This window comes from Bradyrhizobium sp. SZCCT0153, assembly GCF_018129995.1.
In the GTDB taxonomy this organism is placed as follows: domain Bacteria; phylum Pseudomonadota; class Alphaproteobacteria; order Rhizobiales; family Xanthobacteraceae; genus Bradyrhizobium; species Bradyrhizobium japonicum_G.
In genome coordinates this window covers 47,571-73,344 of record NZ_JAFCKS010000008.1, presented here as the reverse complement: position 1 = coordinate 73,344, position 25,774 = coordinate 47,571, and the positions used below count along the sequence as shown (strand labels likewise).

23 protein-coding genes are annotated in these 25,774 nt (G+C 65.1%); 10 read left to right on the top strand and 13 right to left on the bottom strand.

Annotated elements, in window-relative coordinates:
• The first annotated feature begins 71 nt into the window (after positions 1 to 71).
• On the top strand, positions 72 to 1,166 hold the full coding sequence (locus tag JQ572_RS28480; RefSeq protein ID WP_211386146.1) for a citrate synthase/methylcitrate synthase: 1,095 nt from the start codon (positions 72 to 74) through the stop codon (positions 1,164 to 1,166).
• Between the two features lie 454 nt (positions 1,167 to 1,620).
• Here JQ572_RS28480 and JQ572_RS28475 read toward each other — a convergent pair whose 3' ends face one another.
• Positions 1,621 to 2,256 carry a J domain-containing protein gene (locus JQ572_RS28475; protein ID WP_211386145.1) on the bottom strand — a complete coding sequence of 212 codons (636 nt, stop codon included), beginning with the start codon at positions 2,254 to 2,256 and terminating at the stop codon, positions 1,621 to 1,623.
• 189 nt (positions 2,257 to 2,445) lie between these two features.
• On the opposite strand from JQ572_RS28475, the gene JQ572_RS28470 reads away from it, so the two are divergent.
• Entirely contained in the window at positions 2,446 to 2,715 is a 270-nt protein-coding gene (locus tag JQ572_RS28470; protein ID WP_211386144.1) for a BolA family protein, read from the top strand.
• 29 nt (positions 2,716 to 2,744) lie between these two features.
• On the opposite strand, the gene JQ572_RS28465 is transcribed toward JQ572_RS28470, so the two are convergent.
• Genes JQ572_RS28465 through JQ572_RS28455 form a run of 3 tightly spaced genes read right to left on the bottom strand, consistent with a single transcriptional unit; the run spans position 2,745 to position 5,862 of the window.
• A complete protein-coding gene (locus tag JQ572_RS28465) occupies positions 2,745 to 4,049 on the bottom strand; it encodes an HlyC/CorC family transporter (RefSeq protein ID WP_211386143.1) in 1,305 nt (434 codons plus the stop codon).
• 44 nt (positions 4,050 to 4,093) lie between these two features.
• A complete protein-coding gene (aroB, locus tag JQ572_RS28460) occupies positions 4,094 to 5,242 on the bottom strand; it encodes a 3-dehydroquinate synthase (RefSeq protein ID WP_211386142.1) in 1,149 nt (382 codons plus the stop codon).
• Positions 5,239 to 5,862: a shikimate kinase gene (locus JQ572_RS28455; RefSeq protein WP_211386141.1), complete on the bottom strand. Its 624-nt coding sequence runs from the start codon at positions 5,860 to 5,862 to the stop codon at positions 5,239 to 5,241. The genes aroB and JQ572_RS28455 overlap by 4 nt, the downstream gene beginning before the upstream one ends.
• Positions 5,863 to 6,032: 170 nt before the next feature.
• Here JQ572_RS28455 and JQ572_RS28450 point away from each other — a divergent pair, with 170 nt between their 5' ends.
• The 4 genes from JQ572_RS28450 to JQ572_RS28435 all read left to right on the top strand — a co-directional run bounded on the left by JQ572_RS28450 (position 6,033) and on the right by JQ572_RS28435 (position 10,342).
• The gene (locus tag JQ572_RS28450) at positions 6,033 to 6,179 is read left to right on the top strand and encodes a histidine kinase (RefSeq protein ID WP_211386140.1); all 147 of its coding nucleotides are present in this window, start codon (positions 6,033 to 6,035) and stop codon (positions 6,177 to 6,179) included.
• Between the two features lie 17 nt (positions 6,180 to 6,196).
• The gene (xerD, locus tag JQ572_RS28445) at positions 6,197 to 7,168 is read left to right on the top strand and encodes a site-specific tyrosine recombinase XerD (RefSeq protein WP_211386139.1); all 972 of its coding nucleotides are present in this window, start codon (positions 6,197 to 6,199) and stop codon (positions 7,166 to 7,168) included.
• A 309-nt stretch (positions 7,169 to 7,477) separates the two neighbouring features.
• Positions 7,478 to 8,440 carry an acetyl-CoA carboxylase carboxyltransferase subunit alpha gene (locus JQ572_RS28440; protein ID WP_211386138.1) on the top strand — a complete coding sequence of 321 codons (963 nt, stop codon included), beginning with the start codon at positions 7,478 to 7,480 and terminating at the stop codon, positions 8,438 to 8,440.
• A 375-nt stretch (positions 8,441 to 8,815) separates the two neighbouring features.
• Positions 8,816 to 10,342, top strand: coding sequence for a L,D-transpeptidase family protein (locus tag JQ572_RS28435; protein ID WP_249129461.1), 1,527 nt, complete (start codon positions 8,816 to 8,818; stop codon positions 10,340 to 10,342).
• A gap of 248 nt (positions 10,343 to 10,590) precedes the next feature.
• Here JQ572_RS28435 and JQ572_RS28430 read toward each other — a convergent pair whose 3' ends face one another.
• The 7 genes from JQ572_RS28430 to JQ572_RS28400 form a co-directional block, all read right to left on the bottom strand.
• Positions 10,591 to 11,286 carry a branched-chain amino acid ABC transporter ATP-binding protein gene (locus JQ572_RS28430; RefSeq protein WP_211386136.1) on the bottom strand — a complete coding sequence of 232 codons (696 nt, stop codon included), beginning with the start codon at positions 11,284 to 11,286 and terminating at the stop codon, positions 10,591 to 10,593.
• On the bottom strand, positions 11,279 to 12,013 hold the full coding sequence (locus tag JQ572_RS28425) for an ABC transporter ATP-binding protein (RefSeq protein WP_211386135.1): 735 nt from the start codon (positions 12,011 to 12,013) through the stop codon (positions 11,279 to 11,281). The genes JQ572_RS28430 and JQ572_RS28425 overlap by 8 nt, the downstream gene beginning before the upstream one ends.
• Positions 12,000 to 13,106: a branched-chain amino acid ABC transporter permease gene (locus JQ572_RS28420; RefSeq protein ID WP_211386134.1), complete on the bottom strand. Its 1,107-nt coding sequence runs from the start codon at positions 13,104 to 13,106 to the stop codon at positions 12,000 to 12,002. The genes JQ572_RS28425 and JQ572_RS28420 overlap by 14 nt, the downstream gene beginning before the upstream one ends.
• Positions 13,107 to 13,112: 6 nt before the next feature.
• A complete protein-coding gene (locus JQ572_RS28415) occupies positions 13,113 to 14,330 on the bottom strand; it encodes a substrate-binding protein (RefSeq protein WP_211386133.1) in 1,218 nt (405 codons plus the stop codon).
• A 4-nt stretch (positions 14,331 to 14,334) separates the two neighbouring features.
• A complete protein-coding gene (locus JQ572_RS28410) occupies positions 14,335 to 15,192 on the bottom strand; it encodes a branched-chain amino acid ABC transporter permease (protein WP_028141883.1) in 858 nt (285 codons plus the stop codon).
• Positions 15,193 to 15,228: 36 nt separating this feature from the next.
• Positions 15,229 to 16,743 (bottom strand): amidase, encoded by a 1,515-nt coding sequence (locus JQ572_RS28405; RefSeq protein WP_211386132.1) that lies wholly within the window; start codon positions 16,741 to 16,743, stop codon positions 15,229 to 15,231.
• Between the two features lie 157 nt (positions 16,744 to 16,900).
• Positions 16,901 to 18,085, bottom strand: a complete 1,185-nt coding sequence (locus JQ572_RS28400; protein WP_211386131.1) for a substrate-binding domain-containing protein — start codon at positions 18,083 to 18,085, stop codon at positions 16,901 to 16,903.
• A 178-nt stretch (positions 18,086 to 18,263) separates the two neighbouring features.
• On the opposite strand from JQ572_RS28400, the gene JQ572_RS28395 reads away from it, so the two are divergent.
• Positions 18,264 to 18,701 carry a MarR family winged helix-turn-helix transcriptional regulator gene (locus JQ572_RS28395; RefSeq protein WP_211386130.1) on the top strand — a complete coding sequence of 146 codons (438 nt, stop codon included), beginning with the start codon at positions 18,264 to 18,266 and terminating at the stop codon, positions 18,699 to 18,701.
• Positions 18,702 to 18,863: 162 nt separating this feature from the next.
• On the opposite strand, the gene secA is transcribed toward JQ572_RS28395, so the two are convergent.
• A complete protein-coding gene (gene secA / locus JQ572_RS28390; RefSeq protein ID WP_211386129.1) occupies positions 18,864 to 21,704 on the bottom strand; it encodes a preprotein translocase subunit SecA in 2,841 nt (946 codons plus the stop codon).
• A gap of 354 nt (positions 21,705 to 22,058) precedes the next feature.
• On the opposite strand from secA, the gene JQ572_RS28385 reads away from it, so the two are divergent.
• From JQ572_RS28385 to JQ572_RS28375, 3 genes are all read left to right on the top strand, one after another.
• The gene (locus JQ572_RS28385; RefSeq protein WP_211386128.1) at positions 22,059 to 23,018 is read left to right on the top strand and encodes a peptidylprolyl isomerase; all 960 of its coding nucleotides are present in this window, start codon (positions 22,059 to 22,061) and stop codon (positions 23,016 to 23,018) included.
• Between the two features lie 130 nt (positions 23,019 to 23,148).
• Entirely contained in the window at positions 23,149 to 24,390 is a 1,242-nt protein-coding gene (gene argJ, locus JQ572_RS28380) for a bifunctional glutamate N-acetyltransferase/amino-acid acetyltransferase ArgJ (protein ID WP_211386127.1), read from the top strand.
• 8 nt (positions 24,391 to 24,398) lie between these two features.
• Entirely contained in the window at positions 24,399 to 24,809 is a 411-nt protein-coding gene (locus JQ572_RS28375) for a (deoxy)nucleoside triphosphate pyrophosphohydrolase (RefSeq protein ID WP_211386126.1), read from the top strand.
• A 112-nt stretch (positions 24,810 to 24,921) separates the two neighbouring features.
• Here JQ572_RS28375 and JQ572_RS28370 read toward each other — a convergent pair whose 3' ends face one another.
• Positions 24,922 to 25,770 (bottom strand): methyltransferase domain-containing protein, encoded by an 849-nt coding sequence (locus JQ572_RS28370; protein WP_211386293.1) that lies wholly within the window; start codon positions 25,768 to 25,770, stop codon positions 24,922 to 24,924.
• Positions 25,771 to 25,774: the final 4 nt, after the last annotated feature.

Below are 25,774 nucleotides of genomic sequence, written 5' to 3'. Positions count from 1 at the left end.
TATGTAATCAAGATTGATCAATCTGTCGAGAGGCCCGACCTTTCCCCTGCGTAGAACAGGAGATTTGGGCCATGAACATCCACCTCACCAAGAGCCAGATCGGGCTGGACGGCGTTCCCGCGGCCGAGACCGTGCTGAGCCATGTCGACGGCGAGCGCGGCGAACTGATCATCGCCGGCGAGCATGTCGGCCGACTGGCCAGCCAGTCGAGCTTCGAAGGCGTCACCGCCCGGCTCTGGAACGGCGCTAGCCAGACCAGCTTGAGCGAAGCCAATGTGCGGGCGAGCCTGGGGGCGGCGCGCGAGCGCGCCTTCGCGCGATTGCCGGGCCTTCTGCCGGTGACGAGCGGCATGGGCATCGTCGACGGGTTTCGCGCGGCGGTCGCCGGGCTTCGCGCGGAGCACGGGCTGGAGCACGAGGCGACCGTCGTCGGCGCCTTTCCGGTGATCGCAGGCGCGCTGGTCCGCCGCGCCAAGGGGCTCGATCCGGTTGCGCCCGATCCGAGCGCGAGCCACGCCGCCGATACGCTGCGCATGCTGCACGGGCGCGCGCCTGAAGCACGCGAGGTCAGCGCGCTCGACGCCTATCTCGTCACCGTCTGCGACCACGGCATGAACGCCTCGACCTTCACCACGCGCGTGGTCGCCTCGACGCAGGCCGATCTGTTTGCCGCCGTCACTGCCGGCTATTGCGCACTCACGGGTCCCTTGCATGGCGGCGCGCCGGAGCCGGTGCTGGAGATGCTCGATGCGATCGGCTCGCGCGAGCGCATCGAGCCCTGGGTGGACGCGGCGCTGGCGCGCGGCGAGCGGATGATGGGGTTTGGTCACCGCGTCTACCGCGTGCGCGATCCGCGCGCCGACGTGCTCAAGACCGCCATCGAGGCGCTGGCCTCAGACGGCGCCGGCCTGCCGTTTGCCGGCGAGGTCGAGGCCTATATCCGCAGCGCCCTGCGCAAGAAGAATCCGGAGCGGCCGCTGGAGACGAATGTCGAGTTCTTCACCGCGATCCTGCTCGATGCGCTGGCGATTCCGCGCCAGGCCTTCACGCCGATCTTCGCTGCCGCGCGCGCCGCGGGCTGGACCGCACATGCGCGCGAGCAGCAGCGGACCGGTCGGTTGATCCGGCCGAGTTCGTCGTATGTGGGGGCCATGCCCGCAGATTGAACACGTGCGGGCTAGCCGCGCTCGCTAGAGCTGGATTTGGTGGGGCTTTTTGCCCATGCGACCCAGCGACCCAGCGACAAGCGGGAACAAAAGTATTGGCCACGCATTCAAGCTCGCCCCCACGAAAGTCATCGGGGGCGGACAAGAAAAGGAATGATAATGAAGAAGCTCTCCTACGCCCTCGCTGCAGGAACGCTGCTCGCTCTATCGTCACTCGCAGCACCAGCCAATGCGCTGCCGGCTCACCCTCTCCCCAGCGCAACGGTTTCCGGGGACGTCGTGAACGCACGCTATCATTACGCTCCGCGAAGAGTCTGCACCGTACGCACCGTCATCACGCGCGGCTATCATGGACGCCGCATCGTCAAGCGCGTCCGTGTCTGTCGGGGAAGGTAACGTTGAAGGTGCCGTCCGCTTCCGAGCGGGCGGCATCCAATCGTCGCGCGGTGAGGCCCTACGCCTCCCGCACCACCGTCTTCAGATAATTATACGCCTTGATGATCTCGATCAGGCGGTCTTCGGTGGAGCGGTCGCCGCCATTGGCGTCGGGGTGGTGCTGCTTCACCAGCGCCTTGTACTTGGTCTTGACGTCGGCGAGCGTGGAATCGGGGCCGAGACCCATGACCTGAAGCGCCTTGCGCTCGGCATTCATCACCTTGCGCGTTTCGGCCTTGGGCGCCGCCTCCGGGCCCTTCCGCCAGCCGGAGCGGCCGTTGAGCTCCGCGAACATGCTGAACGGATCGAAGGCGCTGTCGATCTCGGCCTCCGCACCCTTCTTGACGCCGCCATTGGCGCCCATCTTCCAGGTCGGACGGTGGCCGGTCAGCGCATCCTTCTGGTAGCGCGCCACGGCGTCGGCATTCATGCCGGAGAAGAAATTGTAGTTCTGGTTGTACTCGCGCACGTGATTCAGACAGAAGTGCCAGTACTCGCGCGAATTCTCGCGACCCTTGGGCGCGCGGTGGGCGCCCTTGTTCTGACACCCGGTCCATTCGCAATTGACCACGGTGTCGCGCGGCTTCACGTCCGGCTGCTTGCCTTTCGGCTTGACCCGGATGGAGTCGAAGAATTTTGATGAATCGATCGGCATGGCCAACTTTGACTACGCAATGCAAAAACCTTCAAGTCTTGACATTGCAATTTGGTGAGAACCCATAGCCGAAGCTCCGCTTCGGCGTCCTTAAGACCGGCCGAAGCTCCGCTTCGGCGTCCTCAAGAACGGCCACCTAAAGGTGGCCTATGCATTGACGGAGTGCGATCGGGTACCTTAATGGCTCACATGGCTACCAAAGACATTATCAGCAACAAGTTGCAGGAAGCTTTCACACCGGAAAGCCTGCAGGTCGTCGACGAGTCCCATTTGCATGAGGGCCATTCCGGCCATCGGCCGAGCGGCGAGACGCACTTTCGCGTTTATATCGTGTCGCAAGCCTTCAAAGGGAAGAGCCGGGTCGACCGCCACCGCATGATAAATTCTGCGCTGGCCGCGGAACTTGCGGGTGGTGTGCATGCACTCGCGATCCACGCGCAGGCGCCGGGGGAAGGGTGATGCACTTGCCCTCCCCTGGAGGGTAGGAATCAAAACGACGTCCCGGCCCGCCTCGGCTTGGCTTCCTCCATTTCCGCCTCGCGCGGCACCGGTGAAATACGGAGTGCGGTGATGCGGTTGCGCTCGCGGCGGAGGACGCGGAAGCGGAAGCCGTGGAAGGTGAAGCTCTGGCCGCGATCGGGGATCGAGCGCGCCTCGTGAATGACGAGGCCGGCGACCGTGGTTGCCTCTTCATCGGGCAGATGCCAGTCCATGGCGCGGTTGAGGTCGCGGATCGGCACCGAGCCGTCAACCACGACCGAGCCGTCCGGCTGGGCACGCACGCCGGCGACCACGACGTCGTGCTCGTCGGAGATGTCGCCGACGATCTCTTCCAGGATGTCTTCCAGCGTCACAAGACCTTCGACTTCGCCGTACTCGTCGACGACGAGCGCGAAATGAGTCTTGCGGCGGCGGAACGCCTTCAGCTGCTCGGAGACGGGGCGCATCTCCGGCACGAACCAGGGCGGCAGCGCGATGGTGGACACGTCGATGCGCGAGGTGTCGCCGTCGGAGGCGCGGATCGCGCGCAGCAGATCCTTGGCATGGAGCACGCCGATGATGTTCTCCGGCTTCTCGCGCCACAGCGGAATGCGGGTGTATTCGGTCGCCAGCACCTCGCGCACCAGTTCCTCCGGCGGCAGGTCGGCGTTGATCATCATCATCTCGGTGCGATGGATCATGACGTCGGAGACCTGGAGCTCGCGCAGGTCGAGCAGGCCTCCGAGCATGTCGCGGTCCTGCTTCTCGAACTTGCCCTCGTGATGCAGCAGGTCGACCGCGCCGCGCAGGCGCTCGGTCGGCGACAGGATCGCCTGGTGCTCGCCGGCAAGACCGAACAGGCGCATCAGCAGGCGCACGATGACTTCCACGATCTTGAGCAGCGGCCCCAGCACGTACATGGTCAGCCGCATCGGGCGCGCGACCGCAAGCGCCATGCGGTCGGGCGCGTTGATGGCGATGGTCTTCGGCAGCACCTCGGCGAAGATCACGACCAGCGCGGTCATCACGCCGGTGGCATAGAGCACGCCGACATCGCCGAACCAGGCGGTGAAGATGCTGGTGGCCAGCGCGGATGCACTGATATTGGCGATGTTGTTGCCGAGCAGCAGCGCGCCGATCAGGCGCTCGCGCATGTCGAGCAGCTGCGAGACCACGTCGGCGTCGCGATTACCCTGCTTGGAGAGCCGCAGCATGCTGGCGCGAGAGGCGCCGGTCAGCGCGGTCTCGCTCGCGGCAAAGAAGCCCGAGACGAGCAGGCAGAGAATGACGATGGTGAATCCGAGCCAGTCCATGCACCACTCTGGTTTCTCGATTTGATGCGACGTTCAGCCCCGCGTCAGGCCTTTTGCGCGAGCTTGTCCTTGAGGAAATTACGCACCGGCGCCGGCTCGACGTCCTTCGCGATCACGGCGCGCCCGACGGCCTCCAGCAGGATGAAGGTGAGCTTGCCGCGCTTGACCTTCTTGTCCTGCGCCATCAGCGTCATCAGCGCGTCGGCGTCGGCAAGACCTTCCTGCGTGAAGCCAGCGATGTCCTGCAGGCGCGTCGGCAAGCCCGCTTCGATGAGGTGGCGCTCGACGCGCGCCGCGTCCGCCTCGCCGATCATGCCGAGCTTGGCCGAGAACTGCGCCGCCAGCGTCATGCCGATCGCAACGCCCTCGCCGTGGAACAGGCGGTCGGAGAAACCGGTCGCCGCCTCCAGCGCGTGGCCGAAGGTGTGGCCGAGATTGAGCAGCGCGCGCTCTCCGGTCTCGCGCTCGTCGCGCGAGACGACGCCGGCCTTGGCGCGGCACGAGGTCGCGATCGCGTGCTCGCGCGCCGAGCCGCCCTTGAAGATGTCGGAATGGTTCTTTTCCAGCCAGGTGAAGAAGGCCTCGTCGCCGAGCACGCCGTATTTGGCGACCTCGGCATAGCCGGCGCGGAATTGGCGCGGTGACAGCGTGTCGAGCACGGCGGTATCGGCGATGACCAGCACCGGCTGGTGGAAGGCGCCGAGCAGGTTCTTGCCCTGCGGCGAGTTGATGCCGGTCTTGCCGCCGACGCTGGAATCGACCTGCGCCAGCAGCGAGGTCGGCACCTGCACGAAATCGACGCCGCGGCGCAGGATCGCCGCGGCAAAGCCGGCGAGATCGCCGACCACGCCGCCGCCGAGCGCGATGACGAGATCGTTGCGCTCGATCCTGGCGGCGATCAGGGCTTCGCTGACCTTTTCGAGGCCCGCATAGGTCTTGGAGATCTCGCCTTCCTCGACCACGATTCGCGAGGTCGGAATGCCTGCGGCCGCGAGCGAGGCCTCGGCCGGCTCGAGCCAGTACTTTGCGACGGTGCGGTCGGTCACAATCGCGGTGCGCACGCCGGGCCGCAAAGCTGCGACCCGCGCGCCGAGCGAGGCCAGCACGCCGCGGCCGATGACGATGTCATAGGCGCGGTCGCCGAGCGCGACGTCGACATTGACGGGGTCGGAATGTTTCAGTGGCGCGGTCATCGTACGGCACTCGCGACGTCGGCGGGAGGTTGGGATGCCTGGTCGCCGCAGAGATGGGCGCGCAGCGTCTCGATGGCCTCCTCGACGATCTTGTCGTGCGGCACCTCGCGCGAGGCGATGGTGAGGTCGGCACTGCCATAGACCGGCTCGCGCTCGGTGAGGAGGCGCGTCACGGTTCCTTCGGGATCGGCGGTCTGCAGCAGCGGACGGTCGGCACGGCGGCGCACGCGGCGCATGATGACGTCGTGGTCGGCCTTGAGCCAGATCGAGATCGCCTTCTCCGCGATGCGGCTGCGCGTCTCCTCGCGCATGAAGGCGCCCCCGCCGGTCGCCAGCACGATGGGGCCGCCGTCGAGCAGACGCGCGATCACGCGGGCCTCGCCGTCGCGGAAATGCGGCTCGCCGTGGCGCTCGAAGATTTCCGGTATGGTCATGCCGGCCGCAGCCTCGATCTCGGTGTCGGCATCGACGAAGGGCAGCTTGAGCCGGGCCGCCATGCGGCGGCCGATGGTGGATTTGCCCACCCCCATCATACCGACGAGCACGATCGAGCGCGCACCGAGCGCCGACAGGATGTCGGCCTCGGGCGAAGCTTGTATCGGCAACGCGGCGTCGGACATGGATCTCGCTCGATCTGCCGCCAAAGGCGGCACGCTTTGGCCACCTATACGACCCCGCAGGGGCCCTCGCCAGAGGACTCTTGCCACGAAACGGCGAACATGTTGGATGATTTCATTGGTTAATTTGCCCGCTAAGTCCCCTTACCGAGACCCTCTCCGAGATCTTGCCGATGCCCAGCCTGTTCCGCTTCCTGACGGTCGTCGCCGTGATCGCCGGCATCGTCTATGGCGTGATCTTCGCACTGGCGAATTTCGTCAATCCCAAGCCGCGGGAAATGACGGTGACGATCCCGGCGGATAAATTTCTCAAGAAATAGGAGCTAGGCTGCGGGGCATGCGCGCCAGACCTTCCGCCAGCAAGCCCTCGGATGCCAAGCTCGCCGGCCTGTTCCTCGACATGCTCGCGGCGGAACAGGGCGCCGGACCCAACACGCTCGATGCCTACCGCCGCGACCTCACCGATTTCTCCGAGTTCCTCGGCCGCGTCGGCCATACTTTTGCGGACGCCGAGACGCAGATCCTGCGCGACTATCTCGCCGATCTCGACACCCGCGGTTTCAAATCCACCAGCGTCGCGCGGCGGCTGTCGGCGATGCGGCACCTTTATCGCTTCCTCCTGAACGAGCGGATCAGAACCGACGATCCCGCGGCGATCCTGTCCGGCCCCAAGCGCGGCCGCGGCCTGCCGAAGGTGCTGTCGATCGCGGACGTCGACCGCATGCTCCGCCGCGCCAAGGAATTGAGCGAGGCGCAGGACGCCTCGCCCGCCAGGGGGCTGCGCGCCTTGCGGCTCTATTGCCTGCTCGAGGTGCTCTACGCCACGGGCCTGCGCGTCTCCGAGCTGGTGGCGCTGCCGCGTTCGGCGGCCAAGCGCGACGCCCGCATGATCGTGGTGCGCGGCAAGGGCAACAAGGAACGGCTGGTGCCGCTCAACGAGGCCTCGCGACAGGCGATGGCGGATTATCTCAGCGCAACGGAAGCGGCAAAGGCCGACAAGAAGAACAGTGTCGCCGCCTCGACATGGCTGTTCCCCTCGTTCGGCGAGAGCGGGCATCTGACGCGGCAGCATTTTGCCCGCGACCTCAAGGAGCTCGCAATTGCCTCCGGGCTGCAGGCCCGGCTGGTCTCCCCCCACGTGCTGCGCCACGCATTTGCCAGCCACCTGCTGCACAACGGCGCCGACTTGCGCATCGTGCAGACCCTGCTCGGCCACACCGACATCTCGACCACCCAGATCTACACCCATGTGGTGGAGGAGCGCCTGAAGAGCCTGGTGCGCGACCTGCACCCGCTCGCGGAGAAGTAGATTTTGCGAACGGTGCGCTCCCTCTCCCGCTTGCGGGAGAGGGTCGGGGAGATGGTGTCTTCGCAACGGGACAATCCCCCAGAGGATAGAACCCTCACCCGGCGCTTCCCGCCGACCTCTCCCGCAAGCGGGAGAGGTGAACCAACCGCCTTGACTTCGACCACATCTCCGCAGAAAGAGCCGGGGCCTCACGGATGATTTGGCGGGCTGCCCAGGAGCCCACAAGCCAACCCATTGAAGAAGCTACACTTCTTTTTGCAGGTCCAAATCCGCTTCGCCGCTTCGCCCCGTCCTCCCTATATTGAGTTGATGCCAGACCAGATGCGCAGCTATCTCGACTTCGAAAAGCCGGTCGCCGAGCTCGATTCCAAGGTCGACGAGCTGCGGACGCTCGCCGCTTCCGGCACCGACATCAGTGATGAGATCGGGCGGATCGAGGACAAGGCAGCGCAGGCGCTGGCCGACCTCTATCTGAACCTGACGCCGTGGCAGAAGACGCTGGTCGCGCGGCATCCGCAGCGGCCGCATTTCAACGACTTCATCAAGGGCCTGATCACCGAGTTCACCCCGCTCGCCGGCGACCGCAAGTTCGGCGAGGACGAGGCGCTGGTCGCGGGCTTCGGCCGTTTCCGCGGCGAGGCCATCTGCGTCATGGGCCAGGAAAAGGGCGATTCCACGGAGAGCCGCATCAAGCACAATTTCGGCATGGCGCGGCCCGAGGGCTATCGCAAATGCGTGCGGCTGATGGAGATGGCCGAGCGCTTCGGCCTGCCGGTGCTGTCGCTCGCCGATTCCGCCGGCGCCTATCCCGGCATCGGCGCGGAAGAGCGCGGCCAGGCCGAGGCGATCGCGCGCTCGACCGATGCCTGCCTGGCGCTGACCGTGCCGAACGTCGCCATCATCACCGGCGAGGGCATGTCGGGCGGCGCCATCGCCATCACCACCGCCAACAAGGTCCTGATGCTGGAGCACGCGATCTACAGCGTGATCTCGCCCGAGGCCGCCTCCTCGATCCTCTGGCGCGACGGCACCAAGGCGCAGGAAGCCGCCAACAACATGAAGATCACCGCCCAGGACATGCTGCGCTTCGGGGTGATCGACAGCATCCTGAAGGAGCCGGTCGGCGGTGCCCATCGCGACCCCGCCGCCATGATCGCCACCACGGGCGATGCCATCGCCAAGGCTTTTGACGAGCTCCGGGGCCTCGACGGGGATGCCGTCCGCAAGCATCGTCGGCAGAAATTTCTCGATATCGGCCGGAAACTGAGCTGATTCGACCGGTTTTGGTGCCGTAACGGCGGCACGCCCCCTCCCCGCAGGCGGGGGAGGCGAAGAGCCCCCGGTAACCCCGCGTTAACCCTTTTTTTGCCCAAATCGGCGATCTCAGTGGTGGTTTGGCCCGAGGGCCCAAGTAAAGCCTGAAGTTTAGTCTCTGTTGACCATGCTACTGGGCCAACGGGCTCGTGATCCCCGCTCGGGTTGCGACCACATGACCCAGAGGTTAGAATTTTAATCAATGGCTTCAGGGCATAAGCGCTGGAGCGTGATTGCGAAAAAGCCCGTCACGACGGGTCCGGTTCTCCGGTCGGATCATGCTTCAAGGAATTGGGGTTCGCGCTGCTTGCCCGGCACGGTGTGGGGTCCATCTTGATTTCTCGTTCGCTTGTTCGCGCGCTTTTGGCTCCGGTTGCGCTCGCCGCCAGCATTCTGCTGGCCGGCTGCGACACCGACCAGGTTTCGCTTGCGACCAATGCCAAGGCCAACCAGCCGGTGCCGCCAAAGCTTCTCGCCGCGATGGTCGAGAAGGACATGGACCTGCAATCGCCGATCCTGATCCGCCTGTTCAAGCAGGAGGCCGAGCTCGAGGTCTGGAAGCAGACCCGCAACGGCCAGTTTGCGCTGCTCAAGACCTATCCGATCTGCCGCTGGTCGGGCGACCTCGGACCGAAAGTGCGCGAAGGCGACCGGCAGGCGCCGGAGGGATTCTACTCGATCAATCCGAGCCAGATGAATCCGCAATCGGCCTATTACCTGTCCTTCAACACCGGCTATCCCAACGCGTTCGACAAGGCTCTGGGGCGCAGCGGCTCGCAGCTGATGGTGCACGGCGATTGCTCCTCGCGCGGCTGCTACGCGATGACGGACGAGCAGATCGCCGAGATCTATTCGCTCGGGCGCGAATCCTTCTTCGGCGGCCAGAAGGCGTTCCAGCTCCAGGCCTATCCGTTCAGGATGACGCCGGTGAACATGGCCAAGCACCGGAACAATCCGAACATGCCGTTCTGGAAGATGATCAAGGAAGGCTATGATCATTTCGAGGTGACTCGGCAGGAGCCGAAGGTCGATTTCTGCGAGAAGAAGTACGTGTTCGATGCTGCCAAGGCGCCCGACGCGAAGCGCGACCCGGTGTTCGACGCGTCCGCGAAGTGCCCGGCCTATGTGATCCCCGAGGACATCGCCAGCGCCGTGCGCGAGAAGGAGGCCCGCGACCAGGCCGAGTACGCCAAGCTGGTCTCGCGCGGCACGCCGGTTGCGCGCATGAACACCGGCATCGACGGCGGCATGAACAAGATCTTCGCCGCGAAGATTCCGGAAGGCTCGACCGGCCTGTCGGAGGGCGCCGAAGGCACGACCCTGCAGATGCTGGCGATGGCGAAGGCGCCGGGCACGATCCCCGGCCACGTCAATCCGCCCAAGCCGAACCTCGATGCGGCCGCGCCCTCGCCGCAGGAAGAGCCCGTCGTCGCCGTCAGCGCGCCCGCCGCCAACGCGCGCGTCGCCACCGCAGCTCCCGCCGAGAAATCCGGCGGCTTCTTCTCCAACCTCGGCCGCAAGATGGGCCTGGGCAGCGCCGACACCACGGCAACCACGCCGCCGCCGCCGCAAGCCACGGCGTCCGTTGCTCCCGCCACGACACCGCCGACCGCAGCGTCGAGGCTGAAGGCTGCGGTGACCCGGTTCGTGCCGGGCCATGACAAGTCCAAGGATGCCCCGAAGCAGGCCGTTGCAGCGAAGCCGGTCGAGCCGGCGAAGCCCGATACGCGGCTTGCCGCGACGCGCCCCGCACTGAAGCCGTCAGTATCGGATGGCGCCAGTGAAGCCACCCAGATCATGGGCGCCGCGCCGGTGGTGCAGTCGAACTCGTTCGACAGCCGGTTTGGGGCGGTGAAGTAAAGGGCGACTGCGATCGCCCCATTCAATTCAAGTTCGAAGCTGTAGTTTCTCGCAACAGCGTATCACCGTCACCCTGAGGCGGCCGCTTCTTGAGCGGCCCTCGAAGGGCGACGGCCCGGCTGGCCGGCTCGGCCGGGCATCGTTCGAGGCTCGTGGCGCGATGCTATGCATCGCGCCACGAGCACCTCAGGATGACAGGGCTGAAGCGTGTAGGCTGCGAGGAAAACACGCGGTAGTGACACACGCCCCTACGGCGCCAGATATCGCAGCAGTTCCGGATTGCCTCGCACCTGGCCCGCTTCCCCCTGCAGCGCGACGCGGCCGCGGTCCAGCACATAGGCATAGTCCGCAACACGCAGCGCGAGATCGAGATGCTGCTCGACGATGATCACCGCAATGTTCTTCGCGAGCTCGATCAGGCGCTCGGTGATCTCCTCGATGACGCCGATCCAGACGCCCTCCGTCGGCTCGTCCAGCAGCAACAGCTTGGGATCGCCCAGCATGGCGCGGCCGATCGCGAGCATCTTGCGCTCGCCGCCGGAGAGGGTGCCGGCGGGCTGATCGAGACGCTGGCCGAGTTTCGGGAAGATGGTCAGCACGTGGTCGACGGCGTCGGCCTTCTTGCTCGCGAGCGAGCCGACGGCGAGATTGTCGCGCACCGACAGGCGCGCGAACACCGAATGCTCCTGCGGGACGTAGCCGATGCCGGCGCGGACACGCTCTTGGGTCGCGCGGCGGCTGATGTCGCGGCCGTCGAAGGCGACCTCGCCCTTCCACGCCGGCAGCTCGCCGACGATGGTCTTCATCAGCGTGGTCTTGCCGGCACCGTTGCGCCCGAGCACGGCGACGCCGCCGCGCCAGGGAATGCCGAGGTTGACGTCGAACAGGACCTGGCTGCGGCCATAGCCGGCGTCGAGATGCTTGATGTCCAAAAATTCAGGCACGGCGCAGATAAATCTCCTGAACGGCCTTGTTGGCCTGGATCTCCGACACCGTGCCCGACGCCAGCACCTTGCCCTGGTCGAGCACGGTGAGGCGATCGCAGATGTCGCGGATGAAATCGAGGTCGTGCTCGACGATGACCAGCGAGCAATGCTTTTTGATCGGCTGCAGCAATTCGCCGGTGACGCGGCGCTCCTCCAGGCTCATGCCGCCGGTCGGCTCGTCCAGCAGCAGCAGTTTCGGCTTGCCGGCGAGCGCCATCGCGATCTCCAGCCATTGCTGCTGGCCGTGCGACAGGGCCGCTGCCGCATCGAAGGCGCGATCGGCGAGGCGGAACTGGGTCAGCATGGTCATGACCTGGTCGTGCAGCAGCCTGCGCGTCCGCGAGAACACGAGGTCGACCAGCGAGGACTGCGCCTGCAGCGCGAGCAGGATGTTGTCGTAGAGCGTCAGCGTCGGCAGCACGCTGGTGATCTGGAATTTCAGGCTCATGCCGGCGCGGGCGCGCTCGGTCGGCGTGAACGCGGTGATGTCGGTGTTGATGAAGGAGACCTTGCCCTGGGTCGGCACCTCGGCGCCGGCGATGCACTTCATCAGCGTGCTCTTGCCGGAGCCGTTCGGCCCGATCAGGCCGTGAAACTCGTTCTCGCCGACGGTGAGCGCCGCACCGTCGAGCGCGGTGAGCTTGCCGAAGATCTTCTTGACGTCGGTGGCTTCAAGGAGCGGCATTGCGCTTCTCCTTGTTGGTGTCCCCTGGCTCCGCACCGAAGCTTCCGACCCGCTCGCGCTCGCCGAGCACGAAGCTGATCAGGCCGAGCGGCCGGAACAGGATCACCAGCAGCAGCAGCAAGCCCAGAATGATCGGCCAGATGTCGCGATAATTGTCCGACAGCCAGAAGCTGACGCCCTCGACGATGACGGCGCCGATCACGGCGCCGATCAGCGTGCCGGAGCCGCCGAACAGCACATAGAGCACCACTTGCGTCGAAACGACGACGCCGACCATGTTGGGCCAGACGAAGCCCTCGTGGAAGGCATAGAGGCTGCCCGCCATCCCCGCGACGGCGCCGCCGATCGCGAAGATGATCGCTTTCAGATGCTGCGCCTTGTAGCCGAAGAAGGCGATGCGCTGCTCGTTCTCGCGCAGGCCCGCGAGCGCCAGCCCGAATTGCGATCGCACCAGGAAACGGCAGAGCAGGTAGACCACGACGAGGATGCCGAGCACGAGATAATAGAACGCCGGTCCTTCCGTGAACTCGTAGCCGCCGAGCGTCATCGGCGCGATCGAGGGGATGCCGTTCTGGCCGCCGAGATAATACCAGCCGCGGGCGAGCCGATCGGCGGCATAGGAGCCGGTCAAGGTACCCAGCGAGACGAAGATCACGCTGGAGGGATGCCGGCCCAGCAGCAGGAAGCCGCCGAGCAAGAGCGCGAAGGTGAGACCGATGATCGTGCCCGCCGGCAGCACCAGGAAAATGTTGGTGATGTCGAGGTCGCGCGCGAGCAGCGCCACGCCATAGCCGGCCGAGCCGAAAAACAAGGCCTGGCCGAAGCTCATGATGCCGGCATAGCCCCAGACCAGGTCGAACGACAGCGCGAACAACGCCAGGATGATCACGCGAGTCGCAAACACCGTGAGATAGTCCTGCAGCACCAGCGGCGCGAGCAGCGCAGCGACAAGCACGACGCCCTCCACGATCGGCAGGATTTTTCGCCCCGAACCGGCTCGCTCTGCTGATCCGTGTTCAACCATGACGACGTTCTGCTCCCCGCCGATCTCGGCGGGGACGGCCTGATTCACTACGCCCATCGCTTTCGGCATTCGACTCTAGCATTCCTTGGGATCGACGAGGCCGTCGCTGCGGCCGACGATCTCGTAGTTCCCGCCCTTGGCGACCGCGGTGTACATTTTCATCTTGCAGTGCCGCTTGCCCGGCACCATCTCGGCGGGTCCGCCCGGGCCTTCGGCGATCTTGGCGTGGTCGAGCGCGGCGGCAACCGACTCGCGATCGATCTTGCCGGCCTCCTTGACGGCGGCTTCCCACAGCTTGAGGCCGCGGTAAGTGCCGGTCGCAGCACTGCCGGCGGCGAACAGGAAGTTGCCGGGGAAATCCTTTTCGTAGGCCGCCTGGATTTTCGCGTCGAACGGGTTCTCCTTGGTCAGCACCTTGAAATAGTCGAGGCAGCTGGCGAGGCCCTCGATCTCGGCGGCTTGGTTGATGTTGAGCGTGTTCTCGTCATAGTAGACGCAGGCGAGCCGACCGCCGTTCTTGAGGAAGCCCGCTTCATAGAGCTGCTTGAAGAACGGGCCGACACCGGGCGGAATGACGGTGTTGAAGACGACGTCGACCTTGTTGGAGATGATGCGGTTGACGGTGGAGGAGAAGTCGACCTGGTCGAGCGGGTAGTATTCCTCGAACACGACTTCGCCGCCGTTCGCCTCGATCACCTTGCGGGCGTAGACGTTGAGCGTGTGCGGCCAGACGTAATTGGCGCTCGGCAGCGCGAACTTCTTGCCGCCGTTCTTGATCAGCCACGGGATGAACTCGTCGCATTGCTGCGCCGGCGTCGGACCGGTGCAGAACAGATAGGGCGTGCACTCCTTGCCCTCGTAGAGTTGCGGATAGATGTAGAGCGTCTTGCCGCGCGCCACGATCGGGTCCTTGATGGCGTTGCGCATCGACGAGGTGATGCCGCCCAGCACCATGTCGACCTTGTCGCGCTGGATCAGCTTTCGCACGTTGCCGACGGCGACGGATTCGTTCGAGGCGGTGTCCTCGATATAGAGCTCGAGCGGGCGGCCGAGCATGCCGCCGGCGGCGTTGATCTCCTTGATCACCATCTTCGCGACGTTGGCGTCGGCATTGCCGGCGTAGGCGATTGGACCGGTGAGGTCGGTGGCGATGCCGACCTTGATCGGGGCTTCAGCCGCATTGGCCCAGGGCGCCGGGATCACCCAGCTGCCGACGCCGGTCGCGACCGCGCCGGATGCAAAAGCGAAATTAGAAAGAAAGCGGCGGCGTGAAAGCTGCGTACGATCGAACATGTGACTAAACCCCTTTTCCAGCGATGAGGCCCTGCGGGCGGAATTTGATGAAGACGATGGCGAGCACGAAGACGAGGACATCGGCGACGACGGGTGCCATTACCCACGGCAGCGCGGCGCTGAGCGTGCCGATAACGCCGGCGCCTGCGACCGGCCCGATGAAGGAGCCGACGCCGCCGACCATCACTGCGACGAAACCCTGGATCAGGAAGCGCAGGCCGAGATCGGCATAGAGGCTGAACACCGGCACGATCAGCGCGCCGGCAAGGCCGGCGAGCGCGGAGCCGAATGCGAAGGTGGCGCCGTACATCAGGGGCGTGGAAATGCCCGAGGCCCGCGCCAGCGATGGATTTTCGAGCGTGGCGCGCATGCGCAGGCCAAAGTTGGTGCGCGACAGCAGGAGATAGCAACCGGCCATCACAAGCAGCGTGATGACGATGATGGTGAAGCGCCAGGCCGAGATGTGCATGGCGCCGATGTCGATCGAGCCGCCGATCGGCTCGGGCACGGTGAGATAGAAGCCGCCGATCAGGCCGCGCACGGATTCGCGGATGATCAGGCCGAGCGCATAGGTGCCGAGCATGGCCACGATCGGCGCGGCGTAGAATCGCCGGATGATGAGCGCCTCCAGCACGAAGCCGAGCGCGCCGACCACGAACGGCGCCGCGACCATGCCGGCCCAGATCGGCAGGCCCTTGGCGTAGGCGAGATAGGTGATGTAGGCCCCGAGCAGGACGAACTCGCCTTGCGCGAAGTTGAAGATGCCCATCATGCTGGCAATGATCCCGAGCCCCAGCACGATCAGGACGATGATCGCGCCGAAGCTCAGGATCTCGAACGCCGCGACGAACGCGTTAGCCATACCTTGCTGCCCCGTCCGCCTGCATCGATGCCGCGCTCACATCTTTTTCCAGTCGCCGATCTGCTCGAACGCATGCGCGGCGCGATAGATGGTGGATTCCTCGAACATGCGGCCGACCAGCATCAGGCCGACGGGCAGGCCGTCCACCATGCCGCAGGGCAACGACATCGCGGGATGATGGGTGATGTCGAACGGGGCGGTGTTGGCGATCATCTCCAGTGCGCGGGCGACATAGTCCTCGCGGCTGGCGGTCGGCTCCGGCAGCTTGGTCGCCTTCATCGGCGTCGTCGGCAGCAGCAGCAGGTCGTAGTCCTTGAAGGCCTTGTCGTAGGCCGCGGTCAGGCGGCGCGAGATGTTGAGCGCCTTGCCGTAGTAGCGCGGGCCGAAATTGTTGTTGATGTAGGTGCCGAGCAGCAGGAACAGTTTTGTGGTCTCGGACAGCGAATCCGCCCGCCGGCGCCAGCCGCGATGAAAATCCATCAGCGAGGTGGAGTAGAGATCGGAGCGGCTCAGGCCATAGCCGTCGCCATACATCATGGTCTGGGTCATGCCTTCGGTGCCGATCGGGGTCCAGATCGCGGGACCGAGGAGATGCATCGGGATCGAGACGGTCTCGACCGTCGCACCCAGGTCCTTGAAACGCTTGGCGGCCTCGCGAACGCTTTCGTTGACGGCGGCTTCCGCGGTCGGCTGCTCAAAGCCTTCTTTCAAAATGCCGATCTTCATGCCCTTGACGCCCTGGCCGAGCGCCTTGGTGTACTCCTCGACCTTCGGCGCCTTGATGCGGGGATCATAGCCGTCGTCGCCGGCCAGCACCTCCAGCAGCAGCGCGTTGTCGGCAACGGTTGCCGTCATCGGGCCGGTGTGGTCGACGAAAATCTCGATCGGCATGATGCCGGTGTAGGGCACGAGGCCCCAGGTCGGCTTCATGCCGTAGGTGCCGCAGAACGAGGACGGCATGCGGATCGAGCCGCCCTGGTCGCCGCCGATCGCCATGTCGACCTCGCCGAGCGCGACGACGACGCCAGAGCCCGAGGACGAGCCGCCGGCCGAATAGCCCATCTTGTGAGGGTTATGCACCGCCCCGACCGCGCCGGTGTGGCTGCCGCCGGACATGCAGAAGGATTCGCAATGCACCTTTCCGGCGATCTCGGCGCCGGCATCGAGCATGCGGGTGACGATGGTGGCGTCGAAATCGGGGATGTAGCCTTCCAGCGTCGCCGAGCCGTTCATCATGGGAACGCCGGCGAGCATGATGTTGTCCTTGAGCGCGACGGTCTTGCCCTTGAGCTTGCCGCTGGCGGCGCCCTTCACGGTCGACTTGCGGTACCAGGCGTTGCGCGGGTTCTCCTCCGGCGAGGGCCGATAGCCCGGCGTGCGCGGGTATTTGACCTCCGGAACTTCGTCCGGCATGGCGCCGACCAGATTGTAGGCCTCGATCGAGCCCTGCATCAGGCCGCGGAACGAGGCGACGTCTTCGTCGGTCAGCGCGAGGCCGCACTGCTCGGCGACGCTGCGCAATTGGGCAGGCGTGGGAAGGGCAACTGTCACGGCGCTCTCCTGGAGTTTCTTGATCCCTGGCGTTGGAGCCTCTTGAACGCGCCTGCGGGGCGCGAACCAGTCGGCTTCACGTCGATATTACAGACGGAAATATTTTCCTTTTCAAGTATTATTTCGAGGATCTGCCGTCCGGAGGGACAACTGGCGTTCAGATGGTCCCGATCAGCTTGAAGTCGAGACCGTCCGCCTCGGCGAGGTACATCGGCATCTCGGCGCGGCCATCGCGGATGGTGACGGGACCGCGGCCCGCCGAATAGACGGTGTTGCGCGCCGCCCTCAGCAGCGGGCGAAAGGCCAACGAGCCGGCACGGTTGGCCACAGACTCCAGGAACCGCAGCCCCTCGTAGTTCGACTGGCCGACCGAGCCGACCGGCGGGGCGTGCGGGCCGAACATCGCTTGGTAGCCGCTGAGGAACTCGTCATTGGCCCGCGAAGCCATGCAGTTGAAATAGCCGGAGGCGCAGAACAAATTCTCGGTGTTGTCGGCGCCGATGCCGAGAAGCACGGTCTCGTCCATCGCGCCCGCAAGCCGCAGCGTCGAAGTGGCCAGTCCCGCCTCCGCAAAAGCGCGGTTGAAGGTGATGCTGTCGGTGCCGATCAGCGAGATCAGCACCACGTCCGGCTTGGCGGCGCGGATGCGCGCCAGATGCGGCTCGTGGTTGTCTTCGCCGACTGGGACGAACTCCTCGCCGACGACCAGGCCGCCGGCCTCCTTGATGTAGCGCTTCACCGCGCGATGAGACTGCCAGGGCCAGACGTAATCGCTGCCGATCAGATACCAGCGCGCCGCCTTCTTGACGTCCGCGAGCCAGTGAATCGACGGCCGGCTCTGCCAGCGCGGCGTCTCGCCGATCGCCATCACGCCCGGCGTGCGCTCGCCGCCCTCATAGACCGGCGTGTAGATGTAGGGGATGCGGCTGCCGGTGACCTTGCGCAAGGCGACACGGACCGCGCTGATATGAGAGCCCATGATGAGGTCGACCTCGTCGAAGGCGATCGCCTGCTCGGCGCGCCGCACCACCTCGTCGATCGGGCCGCCGGAATCGTAGATCGACAGTTCCAGCTCTCGCCCCAGAATGCCGCCGCGCTTGTTGATCTCGGCGACCGCCAGCATCGCGCTGTTGGTCGAGGTCGGGCCCCAGATCCCGGGCGAGCCGGTGAAGGTGAGGAAATTGCCGATGCGGAGCTTGTTGCGCGCGCCGCGGCGCTTCATGAAATGCGCGTCGATCGGAGACAGGTCGAAGTCGGTCGCGACGGGCGACAGATTCCTGAACAGCATGGACGGCGGCAACGCCGGGCCGCCGTGAGCCGGGAAGTTTACCGTCGCGCGCACGCCAACTCCTGTCTGGCACCAGACTTGAAAGCACATTCAGCAGGCGGTCGCGGCATCCGCCCTTTTGTTAGGCAACGATCCTATTGGAAAATATTGAATGTTCAAGGATTGAAGTGCATATAGATGCAGCATTAGTTGCAAGACATTCGCTCATTTGCACCGATACGAAGTCTCAGCCGTGGCCAAACCGCAGAACTCACCTATCACCGAACACCTCGCTTATCTGCTCGCGCAGGCCAACCGGGAAATCAACCGGCAGCTGGAACTGCGCCTGAGCAAGGAAGGCGTTCCCGTCGAGCAATGGCGCATCCTCAAGGTGCTGTCGGACGGCGATGGCCACTCGATGGGCGAGCTCGCGGACGCCGTGCTGCTCAACCATCCGACGCTGACCAAGATGATCGACCGCATGGTCTCCGACACGCTGGTCTATCGCGTGCAGGACCCCAACGACCGCCGCAAGGTGCTGATGTTCATCTCCGACCGCGGCAAGGTGCTGAGCAAGAAGCTCAACTCGCTCGCGGCGGATCAGGAGGAGCACATCCTCGAAAGCTACGGTGACAAGTCGACGAGCGAATTGAAGCGGTTGCTGGAGAGCCTGATCGACAGCTCGAATTGAGTGGGCTTGGCGGGCTCTATCAACGCCTCGTCCCGGACAAGCGGAGCGCAGATCCGGGAGCCATAACCACAGGACGTGGTTGTTTCAAAGATTGGTCGTTGCGATTGTTCGCAGCACGACGGTAGAGAGTGAGGCGCCGACGTCGCGCCTCACACCTGGTCGCTAGGCATACCGCCCGTGGCAGTGCTTGTACTTCTTGCCTGAGCCGCAGGGGCAGTCCTCGTTGCGGCCGATCTTGCCCCAGGATGCCGGGTTCTTTGGATCGCGCAGCGCGGCGTCCGTGGCCTGCGCTCCGAGCGTGACGCTGGCGAGCGCCATTTCGTCCTCGCCCGTGTTGGGGTCGAACTTGTGCGCTTCCATCGGCGGCAGCACCGGGGCTTCCTGCTCCGGCGGGACAATCTCGACCCGCATCAGCTGCGCGGTGACGGCCTCGCGCAAATGAGCGCTCATCTCCTGGAAGAGATTGAAGGCCTCGGTCTTGTACTCCTGCAGCGGATCGCGCTGACCGTAGCCGCGCAGGCCGATGACCTGGCGCAGATGGTCGAGCATGATCAGATGCTCGCGCCAGAGATGGTCGAGCGTCTGGAGCAGGATGGTCTTCTCGACGTAACGCATCACGTCGGGACCCCATTGCCCGACCTTGGCCGCCATATGCTCGTCGGCGCGGGTCTCGATGCGCGTGAGCAGCTCCTCGTCGGCGATGCCCTCTTCCTTGGCCCAGTCGTCGACCGGCAGGTCGAGATCGAGCACTCGCTTCAGCTCTTCCTTCAGGCCGGCAACATCCCACTGCTCGGCATAGGCATGCTCGGGCACGTGCTTGGCGACGAGGTCGTCGATGAAGGCATGGCGCATGTCGGTGACGGTCTCGGCGACGCTGTCGTCCTTCATCAGATCGACGCGCTGGTCGAAAATCACCTTGCGCTGGTCGTTCTGGACGTTGTCGAACTTGAGCAGGTTCTTGCGGATGTCGAAGTTGCGGGCCTCGACCTTCTGCTGCGCCTTCTCCAGCGCCTTGTTGATCCAGGGATGGATGATGGCCTCGCCCTCCTGCAGGCCGAGACGCTGCAGCATGCTGTCGAGGCGATCCGAGCCGAAGATGCGCATCAGATCGTCTTCCAGCGACAGGAAGAACTTCGAGCGGCCGGGGTCGCCCTGACGGCCGGAACGGCCGCGGAGCTGGTTGTCGATGCGGCGGGATTCGTGACGCTCGGAGCCGATGATGTAGAGGCCGCCGGGCTTCTTCACGGTCTTGGCGGGCTTGCTGCCCTTCGCCGGTTCGATCTCGACGGTCTCTTCCGCCTTCAGCACGATATCGCGGAAATGCTCGATGTCGGCCTTGATCTGCTCGATCTTCTTGGCCTTCTCGGCCTCGTCCTCGATCCCTGCGGTCTCCTGCTGGATCCGCATCTCGAGCGAGCCGCCGAGCTTGATGTCGGTGCCGCGGCCGGCCATGTTGGTCGCGATCGTGATCGCGCCGGGGACGCCGGCTTCGGCGACGATGTAGGCTTCCTGCTCGTGGAAGCGCGCGTTCAGGACCGCGAACAGCTTCGCCGGCTTGTTGGCGCGCGCCGCGGCGTACAGCTTCTGCATCGAATTCTCGTTGCCGAAATCGATCTGCCGGTAGCCGTGCTTCTTGAGATATTCGGCGATCACTTCCGACTTCTCGATCGAGGCGGTGCCGACCAGCACCGGCTGCAATCGCGAATTGGCGCGCTCGATCTCGGCCAGGATCGCGGCGTATTTCTCGTTCTGGGTGCGATAGACCTCGTCATCCTCGTCCAGACGGGCGACCGCCAGATTGGTCGGGATTTCCACGACCTCGAGCTTGTAGATGTCGAACAGTTCGTCGGCTTCCGTCAGCGCAGTGCCGGTCATGCCGGCGAGCTTTTCGTACATCCGGAAATAGTTCTGGAAGGTGATCGAGGCCAGCGTCTGGTTTTCCGGCTGGACCTGGACGTGCTCCTTGGCTTCCAGCGCCTGGTGCAGGCCTTCGGAATAGCGCCGGCCGGCCATCATGCGGCCGGTGAACTCGTCGATGATCACGACCTCGTCGTCGCGGACGATGTAATCCTTGTCGCGCGTGAACAGCGTGTGGGCGCGCAGGGCCTGGTTGATGTGGTGCACGACGGAGACGTTCTCGACGTCGTAGAGCGACTCGCCCTTGAGCTGGCCGGCGTCGCGCAGCAGCCCCTCGATCTTCTCCATGCCGGCTTCGGTGAGCGTCACCGTGCGCTGCTTCTCGTCGACCTCGTAGTCGGTCTTGTCGAGCCTCGGCAGGAACGAGTCGATGGTGTTGTAGAAGTCGGAGCGATCGTCGAGCGGGCCGGAGATGATCAGCGGCGTGCGCGCTTCGTCGATCAGGATGGAGTCGACCTCGTCGACGATGGCGTAGAAGTGCGGCCGCTGGACCATGTCCTCGAGCCGGTACTTCATGTTGTCGCGCAGATAGTCGAAGCCGTATTCGTTGTTGGTGCCGTAGGTGATGTCGCAGGCATAGGCCATCTTGCGCTCGGCATCGTCGAGACCGTGCACGATCACGCCGGTGGTCATGCCGAGGAAGCCGTAGATCTGGCCCATCCAGCCGGAGTCGCGGCGGGCGAGGTAGTCGTTGACGGTGACGACGTGGACGCCCTTGCCGGCGAGCGCGTTGAGGTAGACCGCGAGCGTTGCGACCAGCGTCTTGCCTTCGCCGGTCTTCATCTCGGCGATGTCGCCCTCGTGCAGCACGATGCCGCCGATCAGCTGGACGTCGAAATGGCGCTGGCCGAGCGTGCGCTTGGCCGCCTCGCGCACCGTGGCGAAAGCGGGGACCAGGAGGTCGTCGAGCGTCTTGCCCTCGGCGAGTTGCTGCTTGAACTCGGCGGTGCGGGCCTTGAGCGCCTCGTCGGAGAGTTTCGAGACCTCCGGCTCCAGCGCGTTGATCGCGTTGACGCGGGATTGGTATCCCTTCACCCGCCGGTCGTTGGCGGAGCCGAAAAACTTGCGGGCGAGCGCGCCGATCATGCCTTGTTCCTGTGTTCGCGATTCAACCGCGTTGCAGCCAAGAGGTTGTCACCCGCCTGCCTATCAACTCACCGTGACGCCTGCTGGCGCCAGAGCCCGGACTGCGGGAGGTCATCCGCCATATGGGTTGGAATTGGGCAAGTCTGGGTTCAACGGCCAAAAACGCAGCAAAATAAACGCCATCGCCATGGTCGCGACCGGGCAGAGATATGGCCCGGTCAGGGCCTTGTCAACGGCGGGCGCATTGCGGCCAAATCATCATTTTGACAGACTTTTCGCGTTGCCAAGCCCCCCTGAATTGGGCGAGTGTCCGCCCCGCTCGAGCAGCCCCCTGCTTCAACAAAAGGATTTTCCATGACCACCTCGTTCCCGGTAACCAAAACCGGCCTGCGCTTCGGCCTCGCCACCGCCCTCGTGGGCTGCCTTGCGCTGGCGCTGATCGCGGGTCCCGGCCGGGCTGCCGACGATCCGGTGCTGGCGAAGGTCAATGGCGCTGAAATCAAGAAGAGCGACGTCGCCATGGCCGAGGAGGAACTCGGACCGAGCCTCGCCCAGATGGACCCGGCGACCAAGGACGAGAACGTCCTGTCCTTCCTGATCGACATGAAGATCGTCGGGAAGGCGGCCGAGGACAAGAAGATCGCCGACGGCGAGGAGTTCAAGAAGCGCCTGGCGTTCGCCCGCAACCGCCTCCTGATGGACAGCCTGCTCGCGGGCGAAGGCAAGGCCGCCACCACCCCCGACGCCATGAAGAAGGTCTATGAGGAGGCCTCCAAGCAGATCACCGGCGAGCAGGAAGTGCGCGCCCGCCACATCCTGGTCGAGACCGAGGACGAGGCCAAGGCGGTGAAGGCCGAGCTCGACAAGGGCGCTGATTTCGCCGAACTCGCCAAGAAGAAGTCCAAGGATCCGGGCTCGGCCGACGGCGGCGACCTCGGCTTCTTCACCAAGGAGCAGATGGTGCCGGAATTCTCCGCCGTCGCCTTCGCGCTTGAGCCGGGCAAGATCTCCGACCCCGTGAAGTCGCAGTTCGGCTGGCACGTCATCAAGGTCGAGGAAAAGCGCAACCGCAAGGCGCCGGACTTCGAGCAGGTCAAGGCCCAGATCGAGCAGTACGTGACCCGCAAGGCCCAGGCCGATTACGTCGCCAAGCTGCGCGCGGAAGCCAAGGTCGAGCGCATGGACCAGGCCGACGCGTCCAAGGACGCCAAGCCGGCCGACGCGGCCAAGCCTTCCGATGCCAAGCCTTCCGATGCGAAGCCTTCCGATGCGAAGCCGTCCGACAGCAAGATGGCGCCGCCGGCGAAGAAGTAAGAATTCGCTGTCACTTCACGGACGCCAATAGTATCTAACGTCGCAATGGCCGGGCAGAAAGTGCGAAGCACGTCTTCGCACTGGATGTCCCGGCCATCTGCATATCCAGACCTCACCAAGGCGCCCCGCGATGTCCTCCTCCGTCTCCCCCCTCGCCCCGAAAAACGTTCCCGACATGCCCGTGATCGCGGGCGTCCGTCTCGCGACGGCCGAGGCCGGCATCCGCTACAAGAGCCGCACCGACGTGCTGCTGGCGGTGATGGACAAGGGCACCGCGGTCGCCGGGGTCTTCACCAAGTCGAAATGCCCCTCCGCCCCGGTGGAATGGTGCCGCGCCAAGCTGAAGGGCGGCAAGGCGCGCGCCCTCGTCGTCAATTCGGGCAACGCCAATGCCTTCACCGGCAAGACCGGCCGCAGCTCCACCGCACTGACAGCGAAGATCGCAGCCAAGGCCGTCGGTTGCAGCGAAAGCGAGATCTTTCTCGCCTCGACCGGCGTGATCGGCGAGCCGCTGGACGCAACCAAGTTCGACGGCGTGCTCGGCCGCCTCGCCGAGACTGCCGAGGCCGGCGATTATCTCGCTGCTGCCAAGGCGATCATGACCACCGACACCTTCCCGAAGGTCGCGACAGCGACCGTGAAGCTCGGCAAGGCCAGGGTCAGCATCAACGGCATGGCCAAGGGCGCCGGCATGATCGCCCCCGACATGGCGACGATGCTGTCCTTCATCTTCACCGACGCGCCGATCGCGCCCGCCGCGCTGCAGGCTTTGCTCAAGAGCGGCGTCGAGGACACGTTCAACGCGGTGACGATCGACGGCGACACCTCGACCTCGGACACGCTGCTGGCCTTCGCCACCGGCGCTGCTGCAGAACACGGCGCGCCGAAGATCAGCCGCGCCAGCGATCCGCGCCTGAAAGCCTTCGTCAAAGCCTTCAACCAGGTGCTCGCCAATCTCTCCGAGCAGGTCGCCCGCGACGGCGAAGGGGCGCGCAAGCTGGTCGAGATCACCGTCGAGGGCGCCAAGACCAAGGCCTCGGCGCGCAAGATCGCGATGTCGATCGCCAACTCGCCGCTGGTCAAGACCGCGATCGCCGGCGAGGACGCCAATTGGGGCCGCGTCGTAATGGCGGTCGGCAAGGCCGGCGAACCGGCCGATCGCGACAAGCTCTCGATCGCCTTCAACGGCATCCGCGTCGCCAAGAGCGGCGCGCGCGATCCGTCCTATGACGAGGCGCAGGTGTCGGAAGCGATGAAGGCGCCCGAGATCGCGATCAAGGTCTCGCTCGGCCTCGGCAAGGGCCGCGACCGCGTGCTGACCTGCGACCTCACCAAGGAATATGTCGCGATCAACGGGGATTACAGGTCGTAAATTCAGGCATGGCCGATCTCAAACTGACATTGGTGGTGGCCTGCGCGCTGGTCGACGCCGACAAGCGCGTCCTGATCGCGCAGCGTCCGCCGGGCAAGACGCTCGCGGGCCTCTGGGAATTCCCCGGCGGCAAACTCGAGCCCGGCGAGCGGCCGGAGCAGAGCCTGATCCGCGAGCTGCACGAGGAGCTTGGTATCACCGTCGCCGAGCCGTGCCTGGCCCCGCTGACCTTTGCCAGCTACGCCTACGAGAGCTTCCATCTCCTGATGCCGCTCTACATCTGCCGGCGCTGGGAAGGACAGGTAGAACCGCGCGAAGGCCAGACCCTCGCCTGGGTCCGTGCCAACAAGCTGCGCGACTATCCGATGCCGCCGGCGGACATTCCGCTGATTCCGCATCTGATTGATTTGCTGATGTGAGTTCAGACCTCATCCTGAGGAGCCGCGAAGCAGCGTCTCGAAGGATGGCCCCGGGTGAGAGCCGGGCCTCAATGGTTCGAGACGGCGCTGACGCGCCTCCTCACCATGAGGATCACTCTTTCCCCGCCTTCTTCACCGCCTCCGCCAGGCTCGCTTTCGCCGAACCCGGCTTCAACGGCTGCTGCTGGCTCGCATGTGGAGCCCAGCCGGAGAGCCAGATGATGTCGAAGGTGGCGCGGATGCGGCCGTCGGCATCGGCAAAGCGTTCGGCATAGATTTCGGCCATGCGCAGCAGCGTCGCGCGCCGGCTCGGTGTGCGGCGCCGCTCGATCAGCACATTGGTGGCTCCCATGCGGCGGAGGTCCTGCATCAGCCCGAATGCGTTGCCATAGCGCACCACGACGCGATCGACGTCGGTAACCGGCAGCGCGAAGCCCGCCCGCTGCAACAGCGCGCCGATGTCGCGCAGATCGGCGAAGGGTGCCACGCGCGGCGACACACCGCCCTCACGTTCGGCTTCCGCCGCGGCAAAGGCCTGACGCAGCTCGGTCAGGCTGTCGCCGCCGATCATCGCCGCTAGCAGCAACCCATCCGGCTTCAGCGCGCGGCGGATTTGCGCGAGCACACCCGGCAGGTCATTGACGAATTGCAGCGCCAGCGCCGAGACGAGGAGGTCGATGCTTTCGGCTGCGAAAGGCAATTTTTCTTCGACCGCTTCACCAAGCGCAATCCGCTGGAGCGACGGCAACTGCGCGCGCAAGGCCGCCAGCCCTTCGCCGGGCGTCCAGAGATCAGCCGCCGCGTGAAACTCGCGCATCACCGCCGCGAGCCGGTCGGACATGTCCTCGGCGACCCGATCGAGTAGGAATGTCACCCCGCCCTGCGCCTGCGCGCGCCGCTGCCGCGCATGCAGCAAGGCGCGATCGAACAAAGCGGGCGGGGTCTGCGGGTCTTGGGCCATGCCG